Here is a 22546-nt window from a genome sequence, read left to right as displayed (position 1 = left end):
CCAGAGCCAGAGCCAGAGCCAGAGCCAGAGCCAGAGCCAGAGCCAGAGCCAGAGCCAGAGCCAGAGCCAGAGCCAGAGCCAGAGCCAGAGCCAGAGCCAGAGCCCGGTTTCTCTCCCTCCCGTCCATCTGCATTTATGGATCTTGAGAGCGTAAGGGCGCGTGAAGGCTGGACAGTTCAATTGATTGCCGGGAACCAGGAACAAACGGTGCTGAATCTGATGGATCGGTACGCGTCCGTTTCCGGTATACTCTATACCTATACCCAGAGGCAGGGGCAGGACTGGTTTGTTGGCTTCTACGGCGAGTTTTCCTCGCGTGATGAGGCCCGAAAAGCCGTTGAGCGTCTCCCCCAGGCCCTGCGGGACCAGTCTCCCTGGATCAGGCAATCACGCGATTTCTGATTGTCGGTGCCTGCCTTTTTTTCGTATTTTATTCTATAAAAACAATAACCTGAGCCTTTGTTTCATGGTGTGTGCTGTCTAACGCAGTACGCGTATTGAACGTGCTTGCCCCCTAAAATAAAAACGCTTTGGTTTGAGTACGTATTTCTACGCGTGTAAAATAGTCAGCCCCCATTTTCAGTGTCGAAGGGTGAGTTTATTGTCTGTTTACCAATAACCCTTTGATTGAAAAGCATTTCTACGCGAGAGAACGCTTATGATGACAGGTTTGTATCATCCCGACGAATTCAGGGACAACTGCGGCTTCGGTCTGATCGCCCATATGAAGGGCGAGGCCAGCCACAAGTTGTTGCAAACTGCCATCGAGTCACTGACCTGCATGACCCACCGTGGTGGTATCGCTGCAGACGGAAAGACCGGCGATGGTTGTGGCCTCCTGATCCAGAGCCCGGATGCCTTTTTGCGCAAGGCCGCCAAAGCGGAATTTGGCAGAGAGCCTGAAGAGCTGTTCGCTGTGGGCCAGGTATTCCTTAATCCGGATGAGAACAAGGCGGCTGCCGGCCGTGCTGCCGTGGAAAAGCGCCTGGCAGAGCAGGGCCTGGAAATCATGGGTTGGCGGAAGGTGCCTACGGACGACAGTTGCCTTGGGCCGATGGCGCTCGACTGTTTGCCCTGGATTGAGCAGGTGTTTGTGGTTCCCGCCGGTAAAACCGAGCAGGAATTCGCCATCGCGCTGTTTGTTGGCCGTCGCCACGCTGAGCGGGACATGGCCGATGACTCCGAATTCTATATCTGTAGCCTGTCTCACCGCACCTTGGCCTACAAGGGCCTGATGATGCCTGCGGACCTGGCGAACTTCTACAAGGACCTGGGTGATCCGGATCTGCAGACCGCTATCTGTGTCTTCCACCAGCGCTTTTCCACCAACACCATGCCGCGTTGGCCGCTGGCGCAGCCTTTCCGCTATCTCGCCCACAATGGGGAGATCAATACCGTTGACGGCAACCGTAACTGGGCAATTGCCCGTGCCGCCAAATTCAGCGCACCGGAACTGCCGGACCTACAGACGCTGCAGCCGCTGGTTAACCTGACGGGCTCAGATTCTTCCAGCATGGACAATATGCTGGAAGTGCTGCTGGCCGGTGGTGTTGACCTGTTCCGTGCCGTGAGAATGATGATCCCGCCTGCCTGGCAGAATGTGGATACCATGGATTCCGAGTTGCGGGCATTCTATGAGTACAACTCCATGCATATGGAGCCGTGGGATGGGCCAGCTGGCCTGGTTCTCTCCGACGGTCGCTATGCCGTCTGTATGCTGGATCGGAACGGACTTCGCCCGGCTCGCTGGGTAATCACCAAAGACGACTTCATTACCCTGGCGTCCGAGATCGGCACCTATGACTATAAGCCCGAAGACGTGGTGGCCAAGGGACGTGTGGGTCCGGGGCAAATGCTTGCTATTGATACCGAGTCCGGCGAAGTCCTGCATACGAAAGACGTGGATAATCGCCTGAAGTCGGCCCAGCCCTACAAGCGCTGGCTGCGGGAGAACTCCCTGCGGGTTGAAACCACGCTGAATCAGGACACACCTGACTTCAAACTGATGCAGTCCGACGAGCTCCACATACACCAGAAGATGTTCATGATTTCCTACGAGGAGCGTGATCAGGTGCTGCGTCCATTGGCTGAAAACAGTCAGGAAGCAGTAGGGTCGATGGGGGACGATACGCCCATGGCCGTGCTTTCGAGCCGTGTCCGGCATGTGGCTGACTACTTCCGTCAGAAATTTGCCCAGGTGACCAATCCGGCCATCGATCCGCTCCGGGAGTCCATCGTGATGTCCCTGGAAACGTGCATCGGCGCGGAACGTAACGTGTTCGAGGAAACGCCCGAGCACGCCAACCGGATCATCCTTACAACACCGGTGCTTTCGCCGGCCAAGTACCTGAAAATTGCCAACAATGATCGGCCCGGATTCGAAGTTGCTCGAATCAACATGAGCTACAGCCCGGAGTTGGGGCTTGAGCAGGCTGTGCGTAACGTGTGCGACGAGGCTGAGCAGGCAGTCCGCAGTGGCAAGGTCATCCTGATCCTGACCGACAAGGATCTGAAAGAAGGTGAGCTGCCGGTCAACGCCATGATGGCAACCGGCGCCGTTCACCATCACCTGGTCAAGAAAGGCCTCCGGTGTGACTCCAACATCCTGGTTGAAACCGGTTGGGCCCGCGATCCGCACCAGTTTGCTGTGTTGTTTGGTTTTGGTGCTACGGCGGTCTATCCGTACCTGGCGTACCAGGTGCTTAACGACCTGATTCGCACTGGCGAACTGATGATGGACCCCATTGATGCGAAGAATAACTATCGCAAGGGCGTCAACAAGGGCCTGCTGAAGATCCTTTCCAAGATGGGGATTTCCACCATCACCTCCTACCGGGGCGCGCAGTTGTTTGAGGCGATCGGATTGGCGGACGACGTAGTGGATCTGTGTTTCAAAGGTGTTCCCAGCCGTATCCAGGGCGCCGGTTTCTTTGATTTCCAGCAGGATCAGGAACAGCTGGCGGGTGTGGCCTGGAAGCATCGCAAGCCTATCAGCCAGGGCGGCCTGTTGAAGTATGTCCACGGCCAGGAGTACCACGCATTCAACCCGGATGTGGTGGGTAAGCTCCAGGAAGCCGTGACCAGTGGTGATTACGGGGAGTACATGGAGTATGCCGGGCTGGTTAACGAGCGCCCGGTGTCCACGCTTAGGGATCTTCTGGGGTTCCGCAAGGACATCAAGGCGATTGATCTGTCCGAGGTAGAGCCGGTGGAGAATATCTTCCCGCGCTTCGACTCGGCGGCCATGTCCCTGGGTGCGTTGTCCCCTGAGGCACACGAAGCCCTGGCAGTGGCCATGAACACTCTGGGTGGCCGATCAAACTCCGGAGAGGGGGGCGAAGATCCAGCCCGTTATGGCACGGAGAAACGTTCCAAGATCAAGCAGGTGGCTTCTGGCCGCTTCGGCGTCACCGCAGAATACCTGCGCAGTGCCGATGTCATGCAGATCAAGGTGGCCCAGGGTGCCAAGCCCGGTGAGGGAGGTCAGCTACCCGGTGGAAAGGTCAATGACCTGATTGCCCGCCTGCGCTATTCAGTGCCCGGCGTGACGCTGATCTCGCCGCCACCGCACCACGATATCTATTCGATCGAGGATCTCGCGCAGTTGATCTTCGATCTCAAGCAAGTCAATCCAAGTGCGCTGGTTTCCGTGAAACTGGTATCGGAGCCTGGGGTAGGCACCATCGCTGCCGGTGTGGCGAAAGCCTACGCGGACCTGATTACGGTTTCCGGCTACGACGGTGGTACAGCGGCTAGCCCGTTGACCTCGATCCGTTACGCCGGTTCGCCCTGGGAACTGGGCCTGAGTGAAACCCAGCAGGCGCTGCGCGCCAACGACCTGCGGGGCAAGATCCGCCTGCAGACCGATGGCGGTATCAAGACCGGCCTGGATGTGGTCAAGGGCGCTATTCTGGGCGCCGAAAGCTTCGGGTTCGGCACCACACCAATGGTTGCCCTGGGTTGTAAGTACCTGCGTATCTGTCATCTGAACAACTGTGCCACCGGCGTCGCGACCCAGAACGAGCACCTGCGGGAGGAACACTTCAAGGGCACGGTTGAAATGGCGATGAACTTCTTCCGGTTCGTTGCGACCGAGACCCGGGAGTGGATGGCCAAGCTGGGCGTCCGCAACCTGGAGGAGCTGGTAGGGCGTGTTGATCTGCTGGAGCGTCTGCCCGGCGACACCCCACGCCAGAAGAAGCTGGATCTGACGCGTCTGTTATCGAACGACCATATCCCGGCGGACAAGCCCAACACCTGTCAGGTTGAGCGCAATCATCCGTTTGACGAAGGCAAGCTTGCCGAGCAGATGGTGAAGGACACTGCGGATGCGATAGCCGGCAAGTCTGGCGGTACCTGGTCTTATAAGGTCACCAACTGTGACCGGTCGATTGGCGCTCGCCTGTCGGGAGAGATTGCCCAGTTGCACGGTAACCAGGGCATGGTCTCGGCGCCCATCACTCTGGATCTGACTGGCACTGCCGGCCAGAGCTTCGGTGTCTGGAACGTGGGCGGTCTCAACCTGCTTCTGGAAGGCGATGCCAACGACTATGTCGGCAAAGGCATGACCGGCGGCAAGCTGGTGATCCGGCCGCCATCCGGCAGTGACTTTAAAACCCAGGATACCTCGATTGTCGGTAACACCTGCCTCTATGGTGCAACCGGTGGCAAACTGTTTGCCGCTGGCACCGCCGGTGAGCGCTTTGGTGTTCGTAACTCCGGCGCCCATGCAGTGGTAGAAGGCGTGGGCGATCACTGCTGTGAATACATGACAGGCGGCCTGATCACGGTTCTTGGCAGCACTGGTCATAACTTTGGTGCCGGCATGACGGGCGGTTTTGCCTATGTGCTGGACTTGAACAACACCTTTGTGGACAAGTACAACCATGAACTGGTCGAGATTCAGCGGATATCCAGCGAGGAAATGGAGTCCTACCGTAATCACCTGCGCGGTGTGGTCCGCGAGCACATTTCTGAAACCGCGAGCGAGTGGGCAGAGCATATTCTTGACAATTTCGATGACTACATTGGCCGCTTCTGGCTGGTCAAACCCAAGGCGGCGAACCTTCGCAGCCTGCTGGCCAGCACCCGGGCACGTCCAGAGTAAAGGCGGTTGAAACAGGTAGAGGGCATTGCTGGAGAGGCAGTGCCCGCGTCGAAATTGAGTCTGATGAGAGCGTCACAATGAAAGAACGACTGAGTAACGACTTCCAGTTTGTCGAAGTAGGGCGTGTCGACCCGAAAAAAGTACCGGCAAAGAAGCGCAAAAAAGAGTTTGGTGAAATCTATCACCAATTCACCCAGGATAATGCCGCGTCGCAGTCGCATCGTTGCCTGGAGTGCGGCAATCCGTATTGTGAGTGGAAGTGCCCGGTACACAACTACATCCCGAACTGGCTGAAGCTTGTGTCGGAAGGCAACATCATGAGGGCAGTTGAGCTCTGTCACCAGACCAACTCCCTGCCGGAAGTCTGTGGTCGCGTTTGCCCCCAGGATCGGCTGTGTGAAGGGGCCTGTACCCTGAACGATGGCTATGGTGCGGTAACCATCGGGTCGGTGGAAAAGTACATTACCGATACGGCCTTTGCTCTGGGCTGGAAGCCGGATATGTCTGCCGTCAAATGGACCGACAAAAAAGTGGCCGTGATCGGTGCCGGCCCGGCTGGCCTTGGCTGTGCCGACGTTCTGGTGCGCAACGGTGTAAAACCGGTGGTGTTTGATATATACCCGGAAATTGGCGGCCTGCTGACCTTCGGGATTCCCGAGTTCAAGCTTGAGAAGTCGGTCATGACCCGTCGCCGCAAGGTGTTCGAGGAAATGGGCGTGGATTTCCGCCTGTCCACAGAGGTGGGCAAGGATGTGATGATGGCCGACATTCTCGAGGAGTACGACGCTGTCTTCATGGGCATGGGCACCTACACCTACATGAAAGGCGGTTTCCCGGGCGAGGATCTGCCAGGCGTTCATGATGCACTGCCGTTCCTGGTCTCAAACGTGAATCGTCGTCTTGGGTTCGAGAAAGACGCCGACGATTTCATCGACATGAAAGGCAAGCGAGTGGTCGTACTCGGTGGCGGCGATACCGCCATGGACTGTAACCGCACCTCGATTCGTCAACAGGCAGCGAGTGTTACCTGTGCCTATCGCCGTGACGAACAGAACATGCCGGGTTCACGTCGGGAAGTGTCCAACGCCAAGGAAGAGGGCGTTAAGTTCATGTTCAACCGTCAACCGATCGCCATTATTGGCGAAGACCGGGTTGAGGGAGTCAAGGTGGTTCAGACTCGCCTCGGCGAGCCCGACGAAAACGGCCGTCGTCGTCCGGAAGTGGTCGCTGGCAGTGAGGAAGTGATTCCGGCCGATGCAGTTCTGGTGGCCTTCGGATTCCGTCCGAGCCCGGCCGACTGGTTTGACGAGTTGAAGGTAAACACCGACGACTCTGGCCGTGTCAGCGCTCCGGAGGAAGTGGAGTTCGGCTTCCAGACCAGCAATCCCAAGATATTTGCCGGTGGCGATATGGTCCGTGGTTCGGATCTGGTCGTAACGGCTATCTGGGAGGGTCGCCAGGCGGCGGAAGGTATCATGGATTACCTGGATATCTGACAGCCCCAGGTTTCATCTGGATCAGAGGGCAGCTCGCTGATGGCGGGCTGCCCTTTTTTATTGCCACAAACCGGGTATCATTGCCCTTCTAAACTTTGACAGACAGCAGACTGGGAATGCTATGACCGAGCTGAAAAATGACCGTTTCCTGCGTGCGCTGATGCGTCAGCCCGTTGATCGCACGCCAGTGTGGATGATGCGCCAGGCAGGTCGATACCTGCCGGAATACCGCGCGACTCGGGCCAAAGCCGGAGACTTTCTCAGTCTGTGCAAAAACACACCGCTGGCCTGTGAAGTGACGTTACAGCCGTTGGAGCGGTTCCCGCTGGACGCTGCCATCCTGTTTTCAGACATCCTCACCATTCCTGATGCGCTGGGGCTTGGCCTGTACTTCGAAACTGGCGAGGGCCCGAAATTCCGTAACACTGTCCGCTCCGCTGCCGACGTAGCCGCGTTGCCCAAAATCAATGCGGAAGTAGACCTGGATTACGTGATGAATGCCGTGTCCACCATCCGTGGCGCACTTAATGGCAGCGTTCCGCTGATCGGCTTCTCTGGCAGTCCCTGGACGCTTGCCACGTACATGATTGAAGGTGGTTCCTCCAAGGACTTCCGCGAGGCCAAGAAGCTGATGTACGGCCAGCCGGAGGTGATGCATCAGTTGCTGGACCATTTGGCGGATTCTGTGATTGATTACCTGAACGGACAGATTCGAGCCGGCGCCCAGGCGGTCCAGATCTTCGATACCTGGGGCGGCGTGCTGAGTAGTTGGGCGTATCAGGAGTTTTCCCTCAACTACATGAAAAAAATCGTCGCCGGCCTGATTCGAGAGAACGACGGGCGTCGCGTACCCGTTATCCTGTTCACAAAGAATGGCGGCCAGTGGCTGGAGTCGATAGCGGAATCCGGTGCTGACGCGGTCGGTCTGGACTGGACAACGGATATCGGCAAAGCCCGTGCTCGCATTGGCGATCAGGTTGCCCTGCAGGGCAACATGGATCCGGCCATGCTTTACGCGCCGCCGGAGCGGATTCGCCAGGAAGTGGCCGATATCCTGTCCCGCTACGGCACCGGCCCGGGCCATATCTTCAACCTCGGGCACGGCATTACCCCGGACGTTGATCCGGAGCACGCCGGGGCGTTTATCCGTGCGGTGACTGAGCTGAGTCCGGAGTATCACCTGCAAAACTGATGGTTGGGAGTAGCGGGCGGTTATTGGGGCTTTCCAGAACACGCCCGTAAATACGTCCATGTAGGGCTCGGTCGCGCCATCCCTGGCGCTCCACGGTTTTGGAAAGCCCCAACAACCGCCCTCTGTCCGACTTCTGCGTTAACGCTCCGCAGAGCCTCTGTTTGGTGTTAGCGCTAGATAGAAGCTTCTGTGCGGTCTATAGTCATAACAGACGAGACCGGTCAATAGGAGTAACCCTTGCCAACCAAAGCCCCCGAAAAACGCCGCTTCCACAGAATCTCCTTCGATGCCGAATGCGAACTGCATTGGCAGGACGAAGTGTGGGTGAGTGAAGTGCTGGATATTTCACTGAAGGGCGTGCTGGTAAAGCGGCCGTTGGAGTGGAGGGTTCCGCTGAAGCAGCCTTGCGAAGTGATCATCCATCTCGACGATCACGAAACCGGGATCGTGATGGCGGTGGAGTTACGGCACATTGAGGAAGAGCGGTTGGGGTTCAAATGCCAATATATCGATCTTGAAAGTGCGACCCACCTAAAACGCCTGGTGGAACTGAATCTGGGGGACCAAGCGTTATTGGAGAGGGAGTTTGCACATCTGATTGATTGAGGCTAGGGATTTCCGGAGGTAACTGCGAAGCTGGTAGGCAGGATTGGAAGGGCCTTTCCAAAAATGTGCGGAGCCATGGATGGCGGAGCCCAAGCGCACATGGATGTGCTTGAAGCGTTTTTTGGAAAGGCCCTTCCAATCCTGCCCGGCACCAAAAAACCAGGCTAGAAACCAAGTCTCAAAGCTCCTCCAAAGCCGACAACGCATCACTAAGCTTGGTCACGGGAATAACCTTCATCCCCTCAATAGCCTTACGAGGCGCATTAGACTTAGGCACCAAAGCGCGGGTAAACCCATGCTTGGCAGCTTCGTAAATGCGCTCTTGGCCACTGGGCACCGGCCGAATCTCACCAGAAAGGCCAACCTCACCGAAGATCACCAGATCCTGGGGCAGGGCACGGTCGCGGAAGGACGACACGATGGCCGCAAGCAGCGCCAAATCCGCACTGGTCTCGTTAACCTTCACGCCGCCCACCACATTCACAAACACATCCTGATCCGACACATGCATGCCACCATGGCGATGCAGCACCGCCAGCAGCATCGCCAGCCGGTTCTGATCCAGGCCCACAGCAACGCGTCTCGGATATCCCCCCTGGGCCATATCCACCAGCGCCTGAATCTCCACCAGCATAGGCCGAGTGCCTTCCCAGACCACCATCACCACGCTGCCGGGAGCTGCCTCCTCGCCGCGGTTCAGGAAGATGGCACTGGGGTTCTTCACTTCCTTCAGGCCCTGTTCCAGCATCGCAAACACGCCCAGTTCGTTAACCGCGCCAAAGCGGTTCTTGATGCCCCTCAGGGTGCGGTAACGGCTATCGCTGGAGCCTTCCAGCAGGATGGAGCAGTCGATCATATGCTCCAGTACTTTCGGCCCAGCCAGGCTGCCATCCTTGGTAACGTGGCCCACCAGGAATAGAATGGTGCCGGTCTGTTTGGCAAAGCGGGTCAGGTAAGCTGCGCTTTCGCGAACCTGGGAGACACTGCCTGGAGCGGATTCCGACTCGGCGACATGCATAACCTGGATGCTGTCCACCACCAGAATGCGCGGCTTTTCAGCCTCGGCAACCTGCATGACCCGCTCGACACTCGTTTCCGAGAGCATCTTCAGGTCTTTGGTGGGCAGCCCCAGGCGCTTGGCGCGCATGGCGACCTGTTGCAGCGATTCCTCGCCTGTGACGTACAGGGCTGGAACGCTGGACGCCAGGTGGCAGACCGCCTGAAGCAAGAGGGTGCTCTTGCCAGCGCCAGGATGGCCGCCCATCAGGATGGCGGAACCTTCCACAAGCCCGCCGCCCAGAACGCGGTCAAACTCCTGCATGCCGGAGCTGATGCGCGGCTGTTCGGCAAGGCTGACGTCGTCAAGGCTTTTTACCTCTGAGAGACTGCCCGCAAAGCCCTCAAAGCGGGCGCCGCGGGCACCCTTGGCGTTGCCGCCACTGATGCCGCGGACCTCGCTGATCGTATTCCAGGCCTGGCAGGCGGTGCATTGCCCCTGCCACTTTGAATAATCTGCGCCGCATTCGGAGCAGACATAGGCGGTTTTTGCTTTTGCCATCAGGCCAGCTTCTTATACTTCATGCGCTGAGGCACCATGGCAGAGTCGCCCTTCCGCTTCTTGTGATCCTCATCGTATTCGCTGAAGTTGCCTTCGAAGTAGACCACTTCACCATCGTCCTCAAACGCCAGGATGTGAGTGGCCACACGGTCCAGGAACCAGCGGTCGTGCGAGATCACCAAAGCGGAGCCTGGGAAGTTGAGCAGGGCTTCCTCCAGGGCACGCAGGGTTTCCACGTCGAGATCGTTGGTCGGTTCGTCCAACAGCAGCACGTTGCCACCTTCCTTGAGCAGTTTCGCCAGGTGCAGGCGGTTGCGTTCACCGCCCGACAAGTCGGCCACACGCTTCTGCTGGTCGGAGCCCTTGAAGTTGAAACGACCTACATAGGCTCGCGACGGGGTTTCGTAGTTACCGATCTTGATAATATCGTTGCCGTCGCTGAGCTCTTCCCAGACGGTGTTGTCGCCGTTCAGGTCCCGCATCTGGTCCACGTAGGCCAGTTTTACGGTTTCACCGACTGTGATGGTGCCGGAATCGGGCTTGTCGTAGTCGCCGATCATCCGGAACAGCGTGGACTTGCCCGCGCCGTTGCCACCGATGATGCCAACGATCGCACCCGGGGGCACACTGAGCGAGACGTCTTCGTAGAGCAGGCGGTCATCGAAGGACTTGCTGATGCCATCGATCTCAATCACCTTGTCACCCAGGCGAGGGCCTGGTGGGATGTATAGTTCGTTGGTTTCGTTGCGCTTCTGGAATTCCTGGGAGCTCATTTCCTCGAAGCGGGCCAGGCGGGCCTTGCTCTTGGACTGGCGGCCCTTGGCGTTACTGCGCACCCATTCCAGCTCGTGTTTGATGGTCTTCTGGCGAGACGCTTCCTGTTTGGCTTCAACTTCCAGGCGCTTTTCCTTGTTTTCCAGCCACTGGCTGTAATTGCCCTCAAACGGAATGCCCTGGCCGCGGTCCAGTTCCAGAATCCAGCCGGCCACGTTGTCCAGGAAGTAGCGGTCGTGGGTGATGGCAACCACGGTGCCGGTGTAGTCGTGCAGGAAGCGTTCCAACCAGGCTACAGATTCGGCATCCAGATGGTTGGTGGGCTCGTCCAGCAACAGCATGTCCGGGCTGGACAGCAGCAGACGGCACAGCGCCACGCGGCGGCGCTCACCGCCGGAGAGGTTTTTTACCATGGCGTCCCAGGCCGGCAGGCGAAGGGCATCGGCCGCCACTTCCATCTTGCGCTCAATATCGTGGCCGTCGGAAGCCTGTATAAAGGCTTCCAGTTCGCCCTGTTTCTTGGCGAGGGCATCAAAGTCGGCATCCGGCTCGGCATAGGCGGCATAGACCTGATCCAGCTCCGCCAGTGCGTCATGGACGCCCGAGACCGCCTCATCGACGATTTCCTTGACGGTCTTGGCGTCGTCCAGTTCCGGTTCCTGGGGCAGGTAGCCGACGTTGATGCCGGGTTGGGGGCGGGCCTCACCAATGTAATCCTGGTCGATACCGGCCATAATACGTAGCAAAGTAGATTTACCAGCGCCGTTCAGGCCCAGTACGCCGATTTTCGCGCCTGGGAAAAAGCTCAGGGAAATGTCTTTGAGGATTTCACGCTTGGGCGGAACCACCTTGCCCACGCGGTTCATGGTGTATACGTATTGCGCCATGTGTCGGAATCCTTCTTGCGAGTGTAAGTGTCGGAATTACTGATGATGTCTGACTAAGTCCGTCGGTCAGGGCGATCCGGGATCGTCAAAATCAAGGATGATTTTGTCGAGCGTACAGGGACGTATTCACAGCGTATCCCGGATCGCCCTGACCGATGGCCGTAACGCCAATAGCTAGTAGCCGCAACCAATGAATATTGACCGAGTAAGGTATCGAAACCAACCGGGGATAGCAATTGAGCAAAAAGCGCAGGCGGCGGCGTGTCGGTATCTGCGGACGGCATAAAGGGTGATTTTTTACCCATTTGTAAGATAGAATAGCGGCCCATTTTTTCGGGCAGCTAAGCACATAGGGGCAGCGCATCCATGTTTAATCGTGATATGAAAATCGCCGGTTTTGACGACGAGCTCTGGAACGCCATTCAGGCGGAAGAGAAACGCCAGGAGGCTCATATCGAGCTGATCGCGTCTGAGAACTATACCAGCCCCCGGGTGATGGAAGCCCAGGGTAGTGCGCTGACCAACAAGTATGCCGAAGGCTATCCCGGCAAACGTTATTACGGCGGCTGTGAGTTTGTCGACATCGCCGAGGACCTGGCCATCAGCCGGGCCAAAGAATTGTTTGGTGCTGCCTACGCCAATGTGCAGCCGCATTCCGGCTCACAGGCCAACTCTGCCGTATTCATGGCGCTGCTCAAGCCGGGTGATACGGTTCTGGGCATGAGCCTGGCCCACGGTGGGCACCTGACCCATGGTGCCAGCGTCAACTTCTCCGGCAAGATCTACAACGCCGTCCAGTATGGCCTGAACCCGGACACGGGGCTGATCGATTACGATGAGGTGGAAAGCCTTGCCGTTGAGCACAAACCCAAGATGATCATCGCCGGTTTCTCAGCCTACTCCCAGGAGCTGGACTTTGCCCGGTTCCGCGCGATTGCCGATAAGGTTGGCGCCTATCTGTTTGTGGACATGGCCCACGTGGCAGGTCTTGTGGCTGCTGGTGTTTATCCAGACCCGGTACCTCATGCCCACGTGGTTGCGACGACTACCCATAAGACCCTGCGTGGCCCCCGTGGTGGTTTGATCCTGGCCTGTGACGATGCCGACTTGCAGAAAAAGCTTAACTCCGCTGTATTCCCTGGCGGCCAGGGCGGCCCCTTGATGCACGTTATTGCTGCCAAGGCGATTTGTTTCAAGGAAGCCATGAGCGACGAGTTCAAGGTGTATCAGAAACAGGTGATCAAGAATGCCAAGGCCATGGCTGAGGTGTTTGTGTCCCGCGGATTCGATGTGATTTCCGGTGGTACAGAGAATCACCTGTTCCTGGTCAGCCTGATCAAGCAGGACATCACCGGTAAGGATGCAGACGCAGCCCTGGGCCGAGCGCACATCACCGTGAACAAGAACGCAGTACCTAACGATCCGCGTTCGCCGTTCGTCACCTCCGGCCTGCGCATCGGTACGCCCGCGGTGACCACTCGTGGTTTCGGAGAGTCCGAGTGTCGCGATCTGGCTGGCTGGATGTGCGATATCCTGGATAGCCTGGAAGATGAATCCGCTAATGACCGGGTTCGTGAGCAGGTTGAAGGCCTGTGTTCGCGGTTCCCGGTTTACGCCGGCTAAATAGCCTGATTGCGCCCTCGGGCAGGCCTTGTTGCCTGGCCCGATGGTTTGCAGGAGCTTCTGAGTATGCATTGTCCTTTCTGTGGTGAAGCGGATACCAAGGTAATCGACTCCCGGCTGGTGGCCGAGGGTGATCAGGTGCGTCGCCGCAGGGAGTGCCTGTCCTGCCGTGAGCGTTTTACAACGTTCGAGTCGGCTGAGCTTGTGATGCCTCGAGTGGTCAAGCAGGACGGCACCCGTCAGCCTTTCGATGAGGAAAAACTCCGGGCTGGCCTGATGAAAGCCCTGGAGAAGCGCCCGGTGAGCATCGAGGAAATTGAGGCGGCGCTGAATCGCATCCGATTCCGGTTGCGGGCGACCGGCGAGCGCGAGGTCAAGTCCATGCAACTCGGTGAAGAAGTGATGACGGAGTTGCGTCAATTGGACAAAGTGGCCTACGTGCGCTTCGCGTCTGTGTACCGCAGCTTTCAGGACGTCAACGAGTTCAAGGAAGAGATCGAGCGCCTTTCAGCGACCTCGGGCGAAGACCCGGTGGATGTAGCCAAGGCCCTGGCGGATAACCATTCTTCCGAAGGGCAGGCATGATCGACGCTCAGGACACGGCGTTTATGGCACGGGCGGTGCAGCTTGCCTGGCGTGGTCGTTATTCGACGCATCCCAACCCGCGGGTGGGGTGCGTCATCGCCCGAGGCAGCAAGATTTTGGGCGAAGGCTGGCATGAGCGAGCGGGCGAGGCTCACGCAGAAGCGCGTGCACTCAGCCTGGCTGGGCCGGATGCCCGTGGCGCAACGGCCTATGTCACGCTGGAGCCCTGCAGTCATTTTGGCCGTACACCGCCTTGTGCCAAAGCGCTGATAGAAGCGGGCATCGCCCATGTGTTTGCGGCGACCAAGGATCCCAATCCCTCGGTATCCGGTCGCGGCCTGGATATGCTCCGTGAGGCAGGCATTCGTGTAACGGAAGGCCTACTGGCGGAAGAGGCCGTGCGATTGAATCCCGGCTTTATGAAGCGAATGAACGTTGGCAGGCCCTATGTCCGGCTTAAAATGGCTGCGAGCCTTGACGGCAGGACGGCCATGGCCTCCGGCGAAAGTCAGTGGATTACCGGCTCGGAGTCCCGCCGCGATGTCCAGCGTCTCAGGGCCATCAGCGATGCCATTCTGACAGGGGTGGGGACGGTTCTCGCTGACAATCCTTCACTGACCGTTCGTCGGACTGAATTGGGTGACATTGGTGACGCCACGGAGCCGTCCCGCCAGCCCCTGCGCGTGATCGCGGACCGGGACGCGCGTACGCCCCCGGGCGCTACGATCCTGCAGGGTGGCAATGTCCAGGTGTATTGCGCCTCCCCAACACTGGCAACCGCGCCGGCACAGGACCTTGCCGCGTTGGGCGTGGGCCTGACGGGTGTGGCCTGGAAGGATAATGGAATTGATGTTCGCGAGTTGCTCGACTCACTGGGGGAGTTGGGCATCAACGAATTGTTGGTGGAAGCTGGTCCAACGCTGGCCGGTACATTTATCAGCGAGCGTCTGGTAGATGAGCTATGGCTCTACCAGGCGCCGGTGTTCCTGGGCAGCACTGGCCGGCCCACGGCCAATCTGCCACTGGAATCCATGGCGGATAAGGTGCAATGGAAAGTGCTGGATCGCCGTCAGCTGGGCGAGGACCAGCGATTGATCCTCGCGCCGGGGTAACGGTTACTAAATTCATGGCTGCCGGCACCGACACTCGGGCGGACAGACCAACAGGATGCAAATACGGTATGGCACTGAATAGCATTAAAGACATTATCGACGATATCCGTCAGGGCAAGATGGTTATCCTGATGGACGATGAGGACCGGGAAAACGAAGGTGACCTGGTGATGGCCGCAGAGCACTGTACGCCAGAGGCTATCAACTTCATGGCCCGCTTCGGTCGTGGGCTGATTTGCATGCCGATGACGCGCCATCGTTGCGAACAGCTTGGCCTGCCGTTGATGGTGCAGCAGAATGCATCGGGTTTTGGCACCAAGTTCACCCTTTCCATTGAAGCGACTGAAGGCGTAACGACGGGTATCTCTGCCGCCGACCGTGCGCGAACTGTCCAGGCTGCTGTTGCCCGCGATGCAAAAGCGTCTGACCTGGTTCAGCCAGGCCATATTTTTCCGCTGATGTCGGACCCGGGCGGGGTGCTCAGCCGAGCCGGCCATACCGAAGCATCCTGTGATCTGGCAGCCCTCGCCGGCTGCGAGCCTGCCGGCGTGATCTGCGAAATCATGAACGACGATGGGTCCATGGCCCGCCGTGAAGATCTGGAAAAATTTGCCGAAACTCACGACCTGAAGATCGGCACGATTGCGGATCTGATCCACTATCGGACATTGAACGAGCGCACCATTGAGTGCGTTGAGCAGTACGATCTGGATACCGAGTACGGTGTATTCAACTTACGCACCTATCGCGACAATATCCAGGGTTCCACCCATCTGGCCATGGTGATGGGGGATATCGCGGCCGAGGACCCGGTGCTGGTGCGTGTGCACATCACCGATACTCTGCGTGACCTGCTCGGTGCCCGCCGCGCCGATTCCCGTAGCTGGCCATTGCATCATGCTCTGGAGAAGGTGGCGAGTGAAGGTCGCGGCGTCGTTGTCCTGCTCAATAGCGCCGAAGACAGCTACAATCTTGAAGATCGTATCCACGAATTTTTCGAGCAGGATAAAAAATCCGCGGGTAAGGGCAGCTCCGGTGTCTATTTTACCGTTGGTACCGGCTCGCAGATTCTGAGGGATCTCGGTGTTGGCAAAATGCGCCTGCTGAGCCCGCCCATCAAGTTTTCTGCCATTTCCGGATTTGAGCTGGAAGTTGTGGAATACGTGCCCTACACACCCGAATAATGAACCCCGGCAGGCCCGTATCGTAACGGCGGGGCTGCCAAGAAGGAGCCATGCATGGCAGACATTAAAGTAATAGAAGGCGATTTCACTCACTGCAGCGGTAAATACGCACTGGTTGTCGGTCGTTTCAACGGTTTTGTGGTTGAGAGCCTGGTGGAGGGTGCGGTTGATACCCTGCGTCGTCACGGTATCGCCGATTCCGATATCACGATTGTACGGGTTCCCGGCGCCTATGAGATGCCGCTTGCGGTCAAGCGTGTGGCGGAAACCGGCAACCACGATGCGATTGTTGCGCTGGGTGCGGTTATTCGGGGTGGTACACCACATTTCGACTATGTGGCAGGCGAAGCCTCCAGCGGTCTGGGTGCGGTTAGTCTCGAAACGGATGTGCCGGTGACGTTCGGCGTGTTAACGGTCGATTCCATCGAGCAGGCAATCGAGCGGGCCGGTACCAAAGCCGGTAACAAAGGCGCCGAAGCGGCGATTACGGCCCTGGAAATGGTCAGCCTCTTCAAAAAGCTGGGTGAATAATGAGCGCATCGGAAGACAGTGCCGCGCAACCGGCCCCCGCGGGCCAACCTAAGGCAGGCGATAGACGCAGAGCCCGGGCTCTTGCGATGCAAGGCCTTTACCAGCGCCACTTCAGCAAGAGCTCGATCACCGATATCGAATCCGAATTCATCGTCGACAACGACATGTCGAAGGTAGATGCGGCCTATTTCCGCGATCTCCTCCGGGGGGTTCACCGGGAGCAGGCTGAGTTAGACCGTCTACTGGAGCCATTCCTCGATCGCCCGATCCATGAGGTGGATGCCATTGAGCTGGCGATCGTACGCCTGGGCGCGTACGAGCTCAAACATCGCCTGGACGTTCCATACAAGGTGGTGATCAACGAAGGCATCGAGATGGCCAAGAGGTTTGGTGGCACCGAAGGTCATAAGTTCGTCAACAGCCTTCTGGACAAGCTCAGTCACCGACTGCGACTGGCTGAGACTCGTCCCCGCTAAGTGATGGGTGAATTCGAGCTGATCCGCCGTTATTTCTTCCCCATCGCCGAGGTCGGAAATGCCTCTTCGGTTCTGCTGGGCCCCGGTGACGACTGCGCCATTCAGCGTGTTGAGCCAGGCCTGGACCTGGTCTTTTCGGTGGACGCCCTGGTCGAGGGCGTGCATTTTCCCCACCACTACGATCCTGAAAAGCTGGGCTGGCGAAGCCTTGCCGTGGCTGCGAGTGATCTCGCCGCCATGGGGGCCGATCCGGTGTGTTTTACCCTCGCGTTGACCCTTCCCGATGCTGATCCAGACTGGCTGAGCGCCTATGCCTACGGATTGGCAAGTGCGGCCAGACGCTTTGGGCTGTCACTGGCTGGCGGCGACACCACGCGTGGCCCACTGACCCTGAGCGTGCAGGTTCACGGTACGGTACCGAAAGGTGGGGCCATCTTGAGGTCTGGAGCCCAGGTGGGAGATTACATTTGTGTTTCCGGTATGCTGGGAGAGGCAGGAGCGGCATTGGATCACCTTGAGAATAATGATCCCGGGCCGGACGTGCAGGCGGTCCTGCGAAGGTACCACTTTCCAGAGCCCAGGCTTGTGCTTGGCAGGGCTCTTCGGGGGCACGCCACTGCAGCGGTGGATGTATCTGACGGTCTGGTGGCAGACCTGGGACATATCCTCGAGGCCTCTGGAGTTGCAGGCAGTATCGATGCGAGTCGGCTGCCACTGTCGCAACATCTGAAGCGCCTTGTGGGTCAGTCTGCTGCCGGCCTGGCGTTGAACGCCGGGGACGATTACGAGTTATGCGTTACCTTGCCTCCGCAGGTTTGGGCTAGTCTCCCCGAGGATGTCCGGCGGGAGTTGACCGTTATTGGCGAGGTCGTTGCCGGGGAGGGTGTAACCATTGACTGGGGTGATCATATCGAGAGCCTGTCAGCGGGAGGATACGACCATTTCAGGAACTGATTCATGAGCAGCGACGATAACCTCCAGGAACCCGAGCTCACTGAAGCACTGCTGCCGCCAGGGTTTCTCCGTAATCCGGTCCACCTGTTGGCGTTTGGGTTTGGCAGCGGTACAGCGGCCAGGGCGCCTGGTACCTGGGGCAGTCTGGCAGCGATTCCCGCCTGGTTCTGTTTTGCCTGGTTGCCACCCGTGGCTTACTGGGGAATTGTCCTGCTGGCCTTCGTGATTGGGATCTGGTTGTGTGGCAAGACGGCAGCCGATCTCAAGGTCCACGATCATGGGGGGATCGTTTGGGACGAGTTTGTGGGCATGTGGATCGCGCTGGGACTCATCCCGGACAACATTTACGGCATTCTGATGGCCTTCACGTTATTTCGGCTTTTCGATGTGCTCAAACCCTGGCCGATTAGTTGGTTGGATGAGTACTTGCCGGGCGGGCTGGGTATCATGGTGGACGATGTCGTGGCGGGTTTCATGGCGTTACTGTGCCTGCTCGCCATTGACCGGTGGTTGATGCCGATCATTGTCTGAGCATCGTTATGAGACTGGAGGACAAGTCCCTATCAGTGGACCTGTTGCTCTTCCGGAAGAAGTCGCACTACATGCAGGAAACGCCTGAGGCCAGTTTCTGCGCGTTGCCGGGAGGCAAAAGGACCGCTGTCGAAGCCCTCCCGGGTGGTGAAATACCACTTGCTCCCGACGCAGAAGAACCGACTGCTTCGGAACGGTGCGGGGCCGTTTTCTCCGGACCGACGTTGGGTATCCATGTTGTCTCCTGAGCCCTTCAGTGCATTTGTGACACGTGTGGGCGCTATTTCAATTCTATGACTGTTTAAAATTAAATCAATTCCTGCCGAATTCAACATTTTTTTACATTTTTTGGGTAGACTTGATGCCTTCCCCGTAACCGGAGTGTCATCGGGTTACTGTAAACAGGCTGCATGTCTTGCCCTTGGCTCGGCCACTCTTCAAAATGCCTTTCAACCACAAGTGATTATCCGCCGGTGAAAACTGGCGAACAGCACAAGGATATAGCATGAGTATCTATCACGTTTTAGTCTTTTTCAAGAAAGTACGATTCAGTGCAATGGCCCTTGTTGCCATGGTTTTGCTTGCGGGATGCAGCTCTACCATGAGCAACGTCCAAACCTGGGAGGGGGGCGCCGTGGATTCCTCGCAGGCCGCCGTCCTCGAGTCCCCGGGTGAAATCCGGGTGCAGCAGGTGAATGGTCGCAAACTCGGTAACTTTCTAATGGATGACTTGGCCCTGAACTACGAGCTTTTACCGGGCGAAAATCAGGTTGTGTTTACCTATAAGACCATCTGGGCCAAGAGCGGCGTGGTCCGCAATGGCGAATCCAAAGTGCACGTTGTTGAAACAGCGCCCCAGGCAGTGATGATCAATGCGCAAGCGGGTGATACCTACCGTTTCAGTTTCGAGCCTCCCGCCAACAAGAGCGATGCCGAGGCTTTCGCCAATAATTTCACTGCTGATGTGGTTGATGGGTCCGGTAATGTTGTAGCCACCGCCAGCGCCTGGGATGGCCAACCTGCCGGCACTCGAACTGCTGCAAGGGCGCCGGTCGGCTCTGGTGGCGAAGGAGAAAGCGCCGACTCAATGGGTACTCTGGGTGAGCTCAAGTCGCTTTGGGGTCAGGCCAATGAGGAAGAGCGACGGGCGTTCCTGCGTTGGGCCTTCGAGTAACCCGCAATCCTGACGGGCGGCGGCTCCGCCTGCCGCTCGCCATTGCCGTTCAGTTGCGAAATCGCCTGAACGTTTTCCGCAGAGCACCTTCCATGACGTTTAGTGCCTCGTCAGTCAGAGTCGGGTGACTGTCGGGGTATTCGCGCGTGTCTTCTTCATACGGCGGCAAAGTCTCAGCCGCCGATTCGATTGATTTCAGGCTGTTTTCAAGCAGTTCCGGCAGTGAGTCGCCGTCAGCCACTACGTCGGGGCACAGGGTGAAATTGATCGTCAGACTGCCCTGATAGCTCACTGCAACAATCACCAATCCCATGCTGTCGAACAGGGGGGCGGAGTTGAACTGCCGCACCAACCGTGAACCTTGTAAGTACAGCGGCACTTGTGGCCCGGGTACGTTGGTGATCGGGAGGTTGAATACCGGCTGGTATCGTTGCGCAATCTGCAGTTCGGAATACAGTCTTGCGGAGAGTGCGAGCATGGTGGAGGGCAGGAGCTCTGTCAGCCTGTCTGCCGCAATGGCTTCACGGTAGGGTTCGGATTCCACCGCATTCCAGTGTATCCGCCGAATTCGTTCGGCGGGATTGGGCTCGGTGGTGGCCAGGTCCAGTAACATGGCGGACATCTGGTTGCCGGTGGCCTTGCGAAGGCTGCTTGAACGCACGGAAATGGGTGTCATCGCTACCAGAGAGCGTTCCGTTGTGGCATTGCTCTTGTCCAGGTATCGACTTAAGGTTTCAGCGCATAGGCCGAGGACGACGTCGTTCAGGGTTACATCACCGAGTGTTGCCTTGATGGCCTTGAGCCTGGACAGGTCCAGGCTGGCGGAAACGATCTTGCGGTTGGCGGTAATCTGGCGGTTAAACGGGCTGTGAGGTGCGGAAAACAGGGGGAACGGCAACGGCAGCTTTCGCATCTGCTTTTGTATAAGCCCGCGAGCAGTGGCTTCGGCCGCACTTATGGCGAGGGACGTCATTTGCAAGGGTTTGCGTAGCAGATTTGCACCGGTCTGGAGAATGACCCTTTCTTCGGACGGTTCCGGCTGTGGGTACCAGGGTCGCGGTGTTTCTATCGCTCTCGCCTTCGGTGAATATTCCAGAAGTTTGCCAATGATTTCCTCGCCACTGAACGCATCAATGGCGGCATGATGCAGTTTTACGATGAGCGCGAAACTCTTGCTGTCTGCATCGTCGTCGAGTTGGAATCCGTCGACGAACGTGATGTGCCATAACGGGCGATCCCGTTTGAGCGGTTCTTCCAGAATTCGCGAGGCCAGCCCCATCAGGCTGTCGACTTTGCCGTGGTTGCCGAGGTTCACATAAGCCAGGTGCCGCTCGATACTGAAGTCTGGATCGTCAATCCAGTAGGGGCGCCCCAGCCGCAAGGGTATTTCCTTCAGGCGCTGGCGGAAGAGGGGGACCACGTGAAGCCGGCTTCGCAGATAGGCGACAAAGGTGCTGAAGGCCAGAGGTTTGTCGCGTTCTCGGGCATCAAAAAGATAGATGCCGCCAATGTGCATGGGGGCGGTTTCCGACTCCAGATACAGGAATGAGGCATCCAGCTCCGACAGCTGCCGCATGGTTTGAGCTCCGTTCACAGGTTCTTGCGTGGGGGCAGTATAAACGACTGCGCCACTATTCTGTTGGCCGTTTTGCCCCGGAGGCCTGTGTTGTGAAGTCAGGACTATTTTGAGGCGGTCATTCAGGGCTGCAGCCAGGCAGCAATGTCTGGAGAGTCTCCCAGCTTTTCCCAGAACCACATCAGAGCCTTGCCCTGGTCCTCGGCGTGGCGGGCCAGGTGAAGCTGGATAGCCTGCCTGGGTTCGTGGACTTTGAGTGCTATCAAACGGCCATTCGCCAGTTGATTTCGCACCCGTGCTTCCGGGAGCCAACCGACGGCAAGGCCGGTTTCTTGCACGGCGATCTTCTGGTCGATATTGGCAACGGTCACGGTTCGCTGGCGGCGGAATATGCCGGCGTGGCCGGGGGGCAAGGAGCGGGAAGTATCTGCAGCTACTGCAGCGGGGAAGCGAGCAATATCCTCCTCCTTTAATGGCTGAGAGGCCCTTGTCAGAGGGTGGTCCGGTGCTACTGCGTAGACGAACGTCATGTTTCCCAACGGTTTTGTGGTGAAAGAGCCTGCAGGTTTACTCACCTGATCGGCGCCCACAACCAGATCAATTCGTCGGCTTTGCAGCGCATCCCAGGAGCCGGCGAAGACTTCTTCCACCAATTGCACTTCCACCGGCACGCCGAGTTCGTAAAACTCTTTTACGGCGGGAAACAGGCACTCGGCCGGTAGCAGGGAGTTGAATCCGATTCGCAGTCGGGTTTCCCAGCCCTGGGCCACCTGGCGGGTGGTGTGGGCCAGGTTTTCAGCAGCTTCCAGCAGGGTGCGGCCCTCTTCCAGCAGATAGCGCCCGGCTGGGGTAAGGGCTGCTCGGTGGCCGGTGCGGTCGAAGATGGCGACGTTGAGGTCTTCTTCGAGCTTCTGGACGGTGTAGCTGATTGCCGAAGGGACGCGGAAGAGTTCGTTGGCGGCGCCGGCAAAGCTGCCTTTGCGGTCGATGGCATCGAGGACTTTGAGGGCGTCTATGGTGATGGCTGTGTGCATGTTCGAATTATCTGAATGTGTTGGCCAGAATTGATTGTTTGAGAGCGTAGCAGGGTGGCCGGTATTCTTCCTGTTAAAGATTTAAGGCTTATTCAGAAATTTGAAGGCTCGGAGTCAGATCACGCCATGGATGGGTCGTAAAAACA

Annotated in this window: 19 protein-coding genes; 14 read left to right on the top strand and 5 right to left on the bottom strand. The window is 57.9% G+C overall.

What is annotated here, in order from left to right:
* From AXW11_RS07770 to AXW11_RS07750, 5 genes are all read left to right on the top strand, one after another.
* Nucleotides 1-402 (top strand): SPOR domain-containing protein (locus tag AXW11_RS07770; RefSeq protein ID WP_286792063.1); only part of this gene is annotated, 402 nt, incomplete at its 5' end.
* Nucleotides 403-658: 256 nt separating this feature from the next.
* The gene (gene gltB / locus AXW11_RS07765; protein ID WP_091643460.1) at nt 659-5107 is read left to right on the top strand and encodes a glutamate synthase large subunit; all 4449 of its coding nucleotides are present in this window, start codon (nt 659-661) and stop codon (nt 5105-5107) included.
* Between the two features lie 77 nt (nt 5108-5184).
* Complete coding sequence (locus tag AXW11_RS07760; protein ID WP_091643457.1) at nt 5185-6603, top strand: glutamate synthase small subunit GltD family protein; 1419 nt, start codon at nt 5185-5187, stop codon at nt 6601-6603.
* 121 nt (nt 6604-6724) lie between these two features.
* On the top strand, nt 6725-7795 hold the full coding sequence (hemE, locus tag AXW11_RS07755) for a uroporphyrinogen decarboxylase (protein WP_091643454.1): 1071 nt from the start codon (nt 6725-6727) through the stop codon (nt 7793-7795).
* Nucleotides 7796-8032: 237 nt separating this feature from the next.
* Entirely contained in the window at nt 8033-8401 is a 369-nt protein-coding gene (locus AXW11_RS07750) for a PilZ domain-containing protein (RefSeq protein WP_036203604.1), read from the top strand.
* 178 nt (nt 8402-8579) lie between these two features.
* Here the strand turns inward: AXW11_RS07750 and radA are convergent, their stop codons facing one another.
* Both radA and ettA read right to left on the bottom strand, forming a co-directional pair.
* Nucleotides 8580-9959, bottom strand: coding sequence for a DNA repair protein RadA (radA, locus tag AXW11_RS07745; protein ID WP_036203607.1), 1380 nt, complete (start codon nt 9957-9959; stop codon nt 8580-8582).
* Nucleotides 9959-11620, bottom strand: a complete 1662-nt coding sequence (gene ettA / locus AXW11_RS07740; protein WP_036203610.1) for an energy-dependent translational throttle protein EttA — start codon at nt 11618-11620, stop codon at nt 9959-9961. Before ettA ends, radA begins: the two co-directional genes overlap by 1 nt.
* A gap of 366 nt (nt 11621-11986) precedes the next feature.
* Here ettA and glyA point away from each other — a divergent pair, with 366 nt between their 5' ends.
* From glyA to AXW11_RS07700, 8 genes are all read left to right on the top strand, one after another.
* Nucleotides 11987-13243: a serine hydroxymethyltransferase gene (gene glyA / locus AXW11_RS07735; protein WP_091643451.1), complete on the top strand. Its 1257-nt coding sequence runs from the start codon at nt 11987-11989 to the stop codon at nt 13241-13243.
* Between the two features lie 66 nt (nt 13244-13309).
* Nucleotides 13310-13828 (top strand): transcriptional regulator NrdR, encoded by a 519-nt coding sequence (gene nrdR / locus AXW11_RS07730; RefSeq protein ID WP_007155557.1) that lies wholly within the window; start codon nt 13310-13312, stop codon nt 13826-13828.
* Complete coding sequence (gene ribD, locus AXW11_RS07725) at nt 13825-14940, top strand: bifunctional diaminohydroxyphosphoribosylaminopyrimidine deaminase/5-amino-6-(5-phosphoribosylamino)uracil reductase RibD (RefSeq protein ID WP_036203617.1); 1116 nt, start codon at nt 13825-13827, stop codon at nt 14938-14940. The genes nrdR and ribD overlap by 4 nt, the downstream gene beginning before the upstream one ends.
* A 68-nt stretch (nt 14941-15008) precedes the next feature.
* Nucleotides 15009-16124 carry a bifunctional 3,4-dihydroxy-2-butanone-4-phosphate synthase/GTP cyclohydrolase II gene (gene ribBA / locus AXW11_RS07720; protein WP_007155555.1) on the top strand — a complete coding sequence of 372 codons (1116 nt, stop codon included), beginning with the start codon at nt 15009-15011 and terminating at the stop codon, nt 16122-16124.
* 54 nt (nt 16125-16178) lie between these two features.
* Nucleotides 16179-16655, top strand: coding sequence for a 6,7-dimethyl-8-ribityllumazine synthase (gene ribH / locus AXW11_RS07715; protein ID WP_007155554.1), 477 nt, complete (start codon nt 16179-16181; stop codon nt 16653-16655).
* On the top strand, nt 16655-17131 hold the full coding sequence (gene nusB, locus AXW11_RS07710) for a transcription antitermination factor NusB (protein ID WP_036203620.1): 477 nt from the start codon (nt 16655-16657) through the stop codon (nt 17129-17131). The genes ribH and nusB overlap by 1 nt, the downstream gene beginning before the upstream one ends.
* A 3-nt stretch (nt 17132-17134) precedes the next feature.
* The gene (gene thiL, locus AXW11_RS07705) at nt 17135-18085 is read left to right on the top strand and encodes a thiamine-phosphate kinase (protein WP_091643447.1); all 951 of its coding nucleotides are present in this window, start codon (nt 17135-17137) and stop codon (nt 18083-18085) included.
* 3 nt (nt 18086-18088) lie between these two features.
* Complete coding sequence (locus AXW11_RS07700) at nt 18089-18616, top strand: phosphatidylglycerophosphatase A family protein (RefSeq protein ID WP_036203625.1); 528 nt, start codon at nt 18089-18091, stop codon at nt 18614-18616.
* A gap of 32 nt (nt 18617-18648) precedes the next feature.
* Here AXW11_RS07700 and AXW11_RS07695 read toward each other — a convergent pair whose 3' ends face one another.
* Nucleotides 18649-18852 carry a DUF6316 family protein gene (locus AXW11_RS07695; RefSeq protein ID WP_027830997.1) on the bottom strand — a complete coding sequence of 68 codons (204 nt, stop codon included), beginning with the start codon at nt 18850-18852 and terminating at the stop codon, nt 18649-18651.
* A 269-nt stretch (nt 18853-19121) separates the two neighbouring features.
* On the opposite strand from AXW11_RS07695, the gene AXW11_RS07690 reads away from it, so the two are divergent.
* Nucleotides 19122-19790, top strand: a complete 669-nt coding sequence (locus AXW11_RS07690) for a DUF2057 family protein (protein ID WP_091643444.1) — start codon at nt 19122-19124, stop codon at nt 19788-19790.
* Nucleotides 19791-19839: 49 nt separating this feature from the next.
* On the opposite strand, the gene AXW11_RS07685 is transcribed toward AXW11_RS07690, so the two are convergent.
* Together AXW11_RS07685 and AXW11_RS07680 are read right to left on the bottom strand one after the other, a co-directional pair.
* Nucleotides 19840-21366 (bottom strand): WS/DGAT/MGAT family O-acyltransferase, encoded by a 1527-nt coding sequence (locus AXW11_RS07685; protein WP_091643441.1) that lies wholly within the window; start codon nt 21364-21366, stop codon nt 19840-19842.
* Between the two features lie 122 nt (nt 21367-21488).
* Nucleotides 21489-22400: a LysR substrate-binding domain-containing protein gene (locus AXW11_RS07680; RefSeq protein WP_091643438.1), complete on the bottom strand. Its 912-nt coding sequence runs from the start codon at nt 22398-22400 to the stop codon at nt 21489-21491.
* Nucleotides 22401-22546: the final 146 nt, after the last annotated feature.

The sequence above is a fragment of the Marinobacter sp. Hex_13 genome (assembly GCF_001566815.1).
GTDB lineage: Bacteria > Pseudomonadota > Gammaproteobacteria > Pseudomonadales > Oleiphilaceae > Marinobacter > Marinobacter salarius.
Note: the sequence above shows the minus strand (reverse complement) of the source record. Positions and strands in the feature narration are given on the sequence as shown.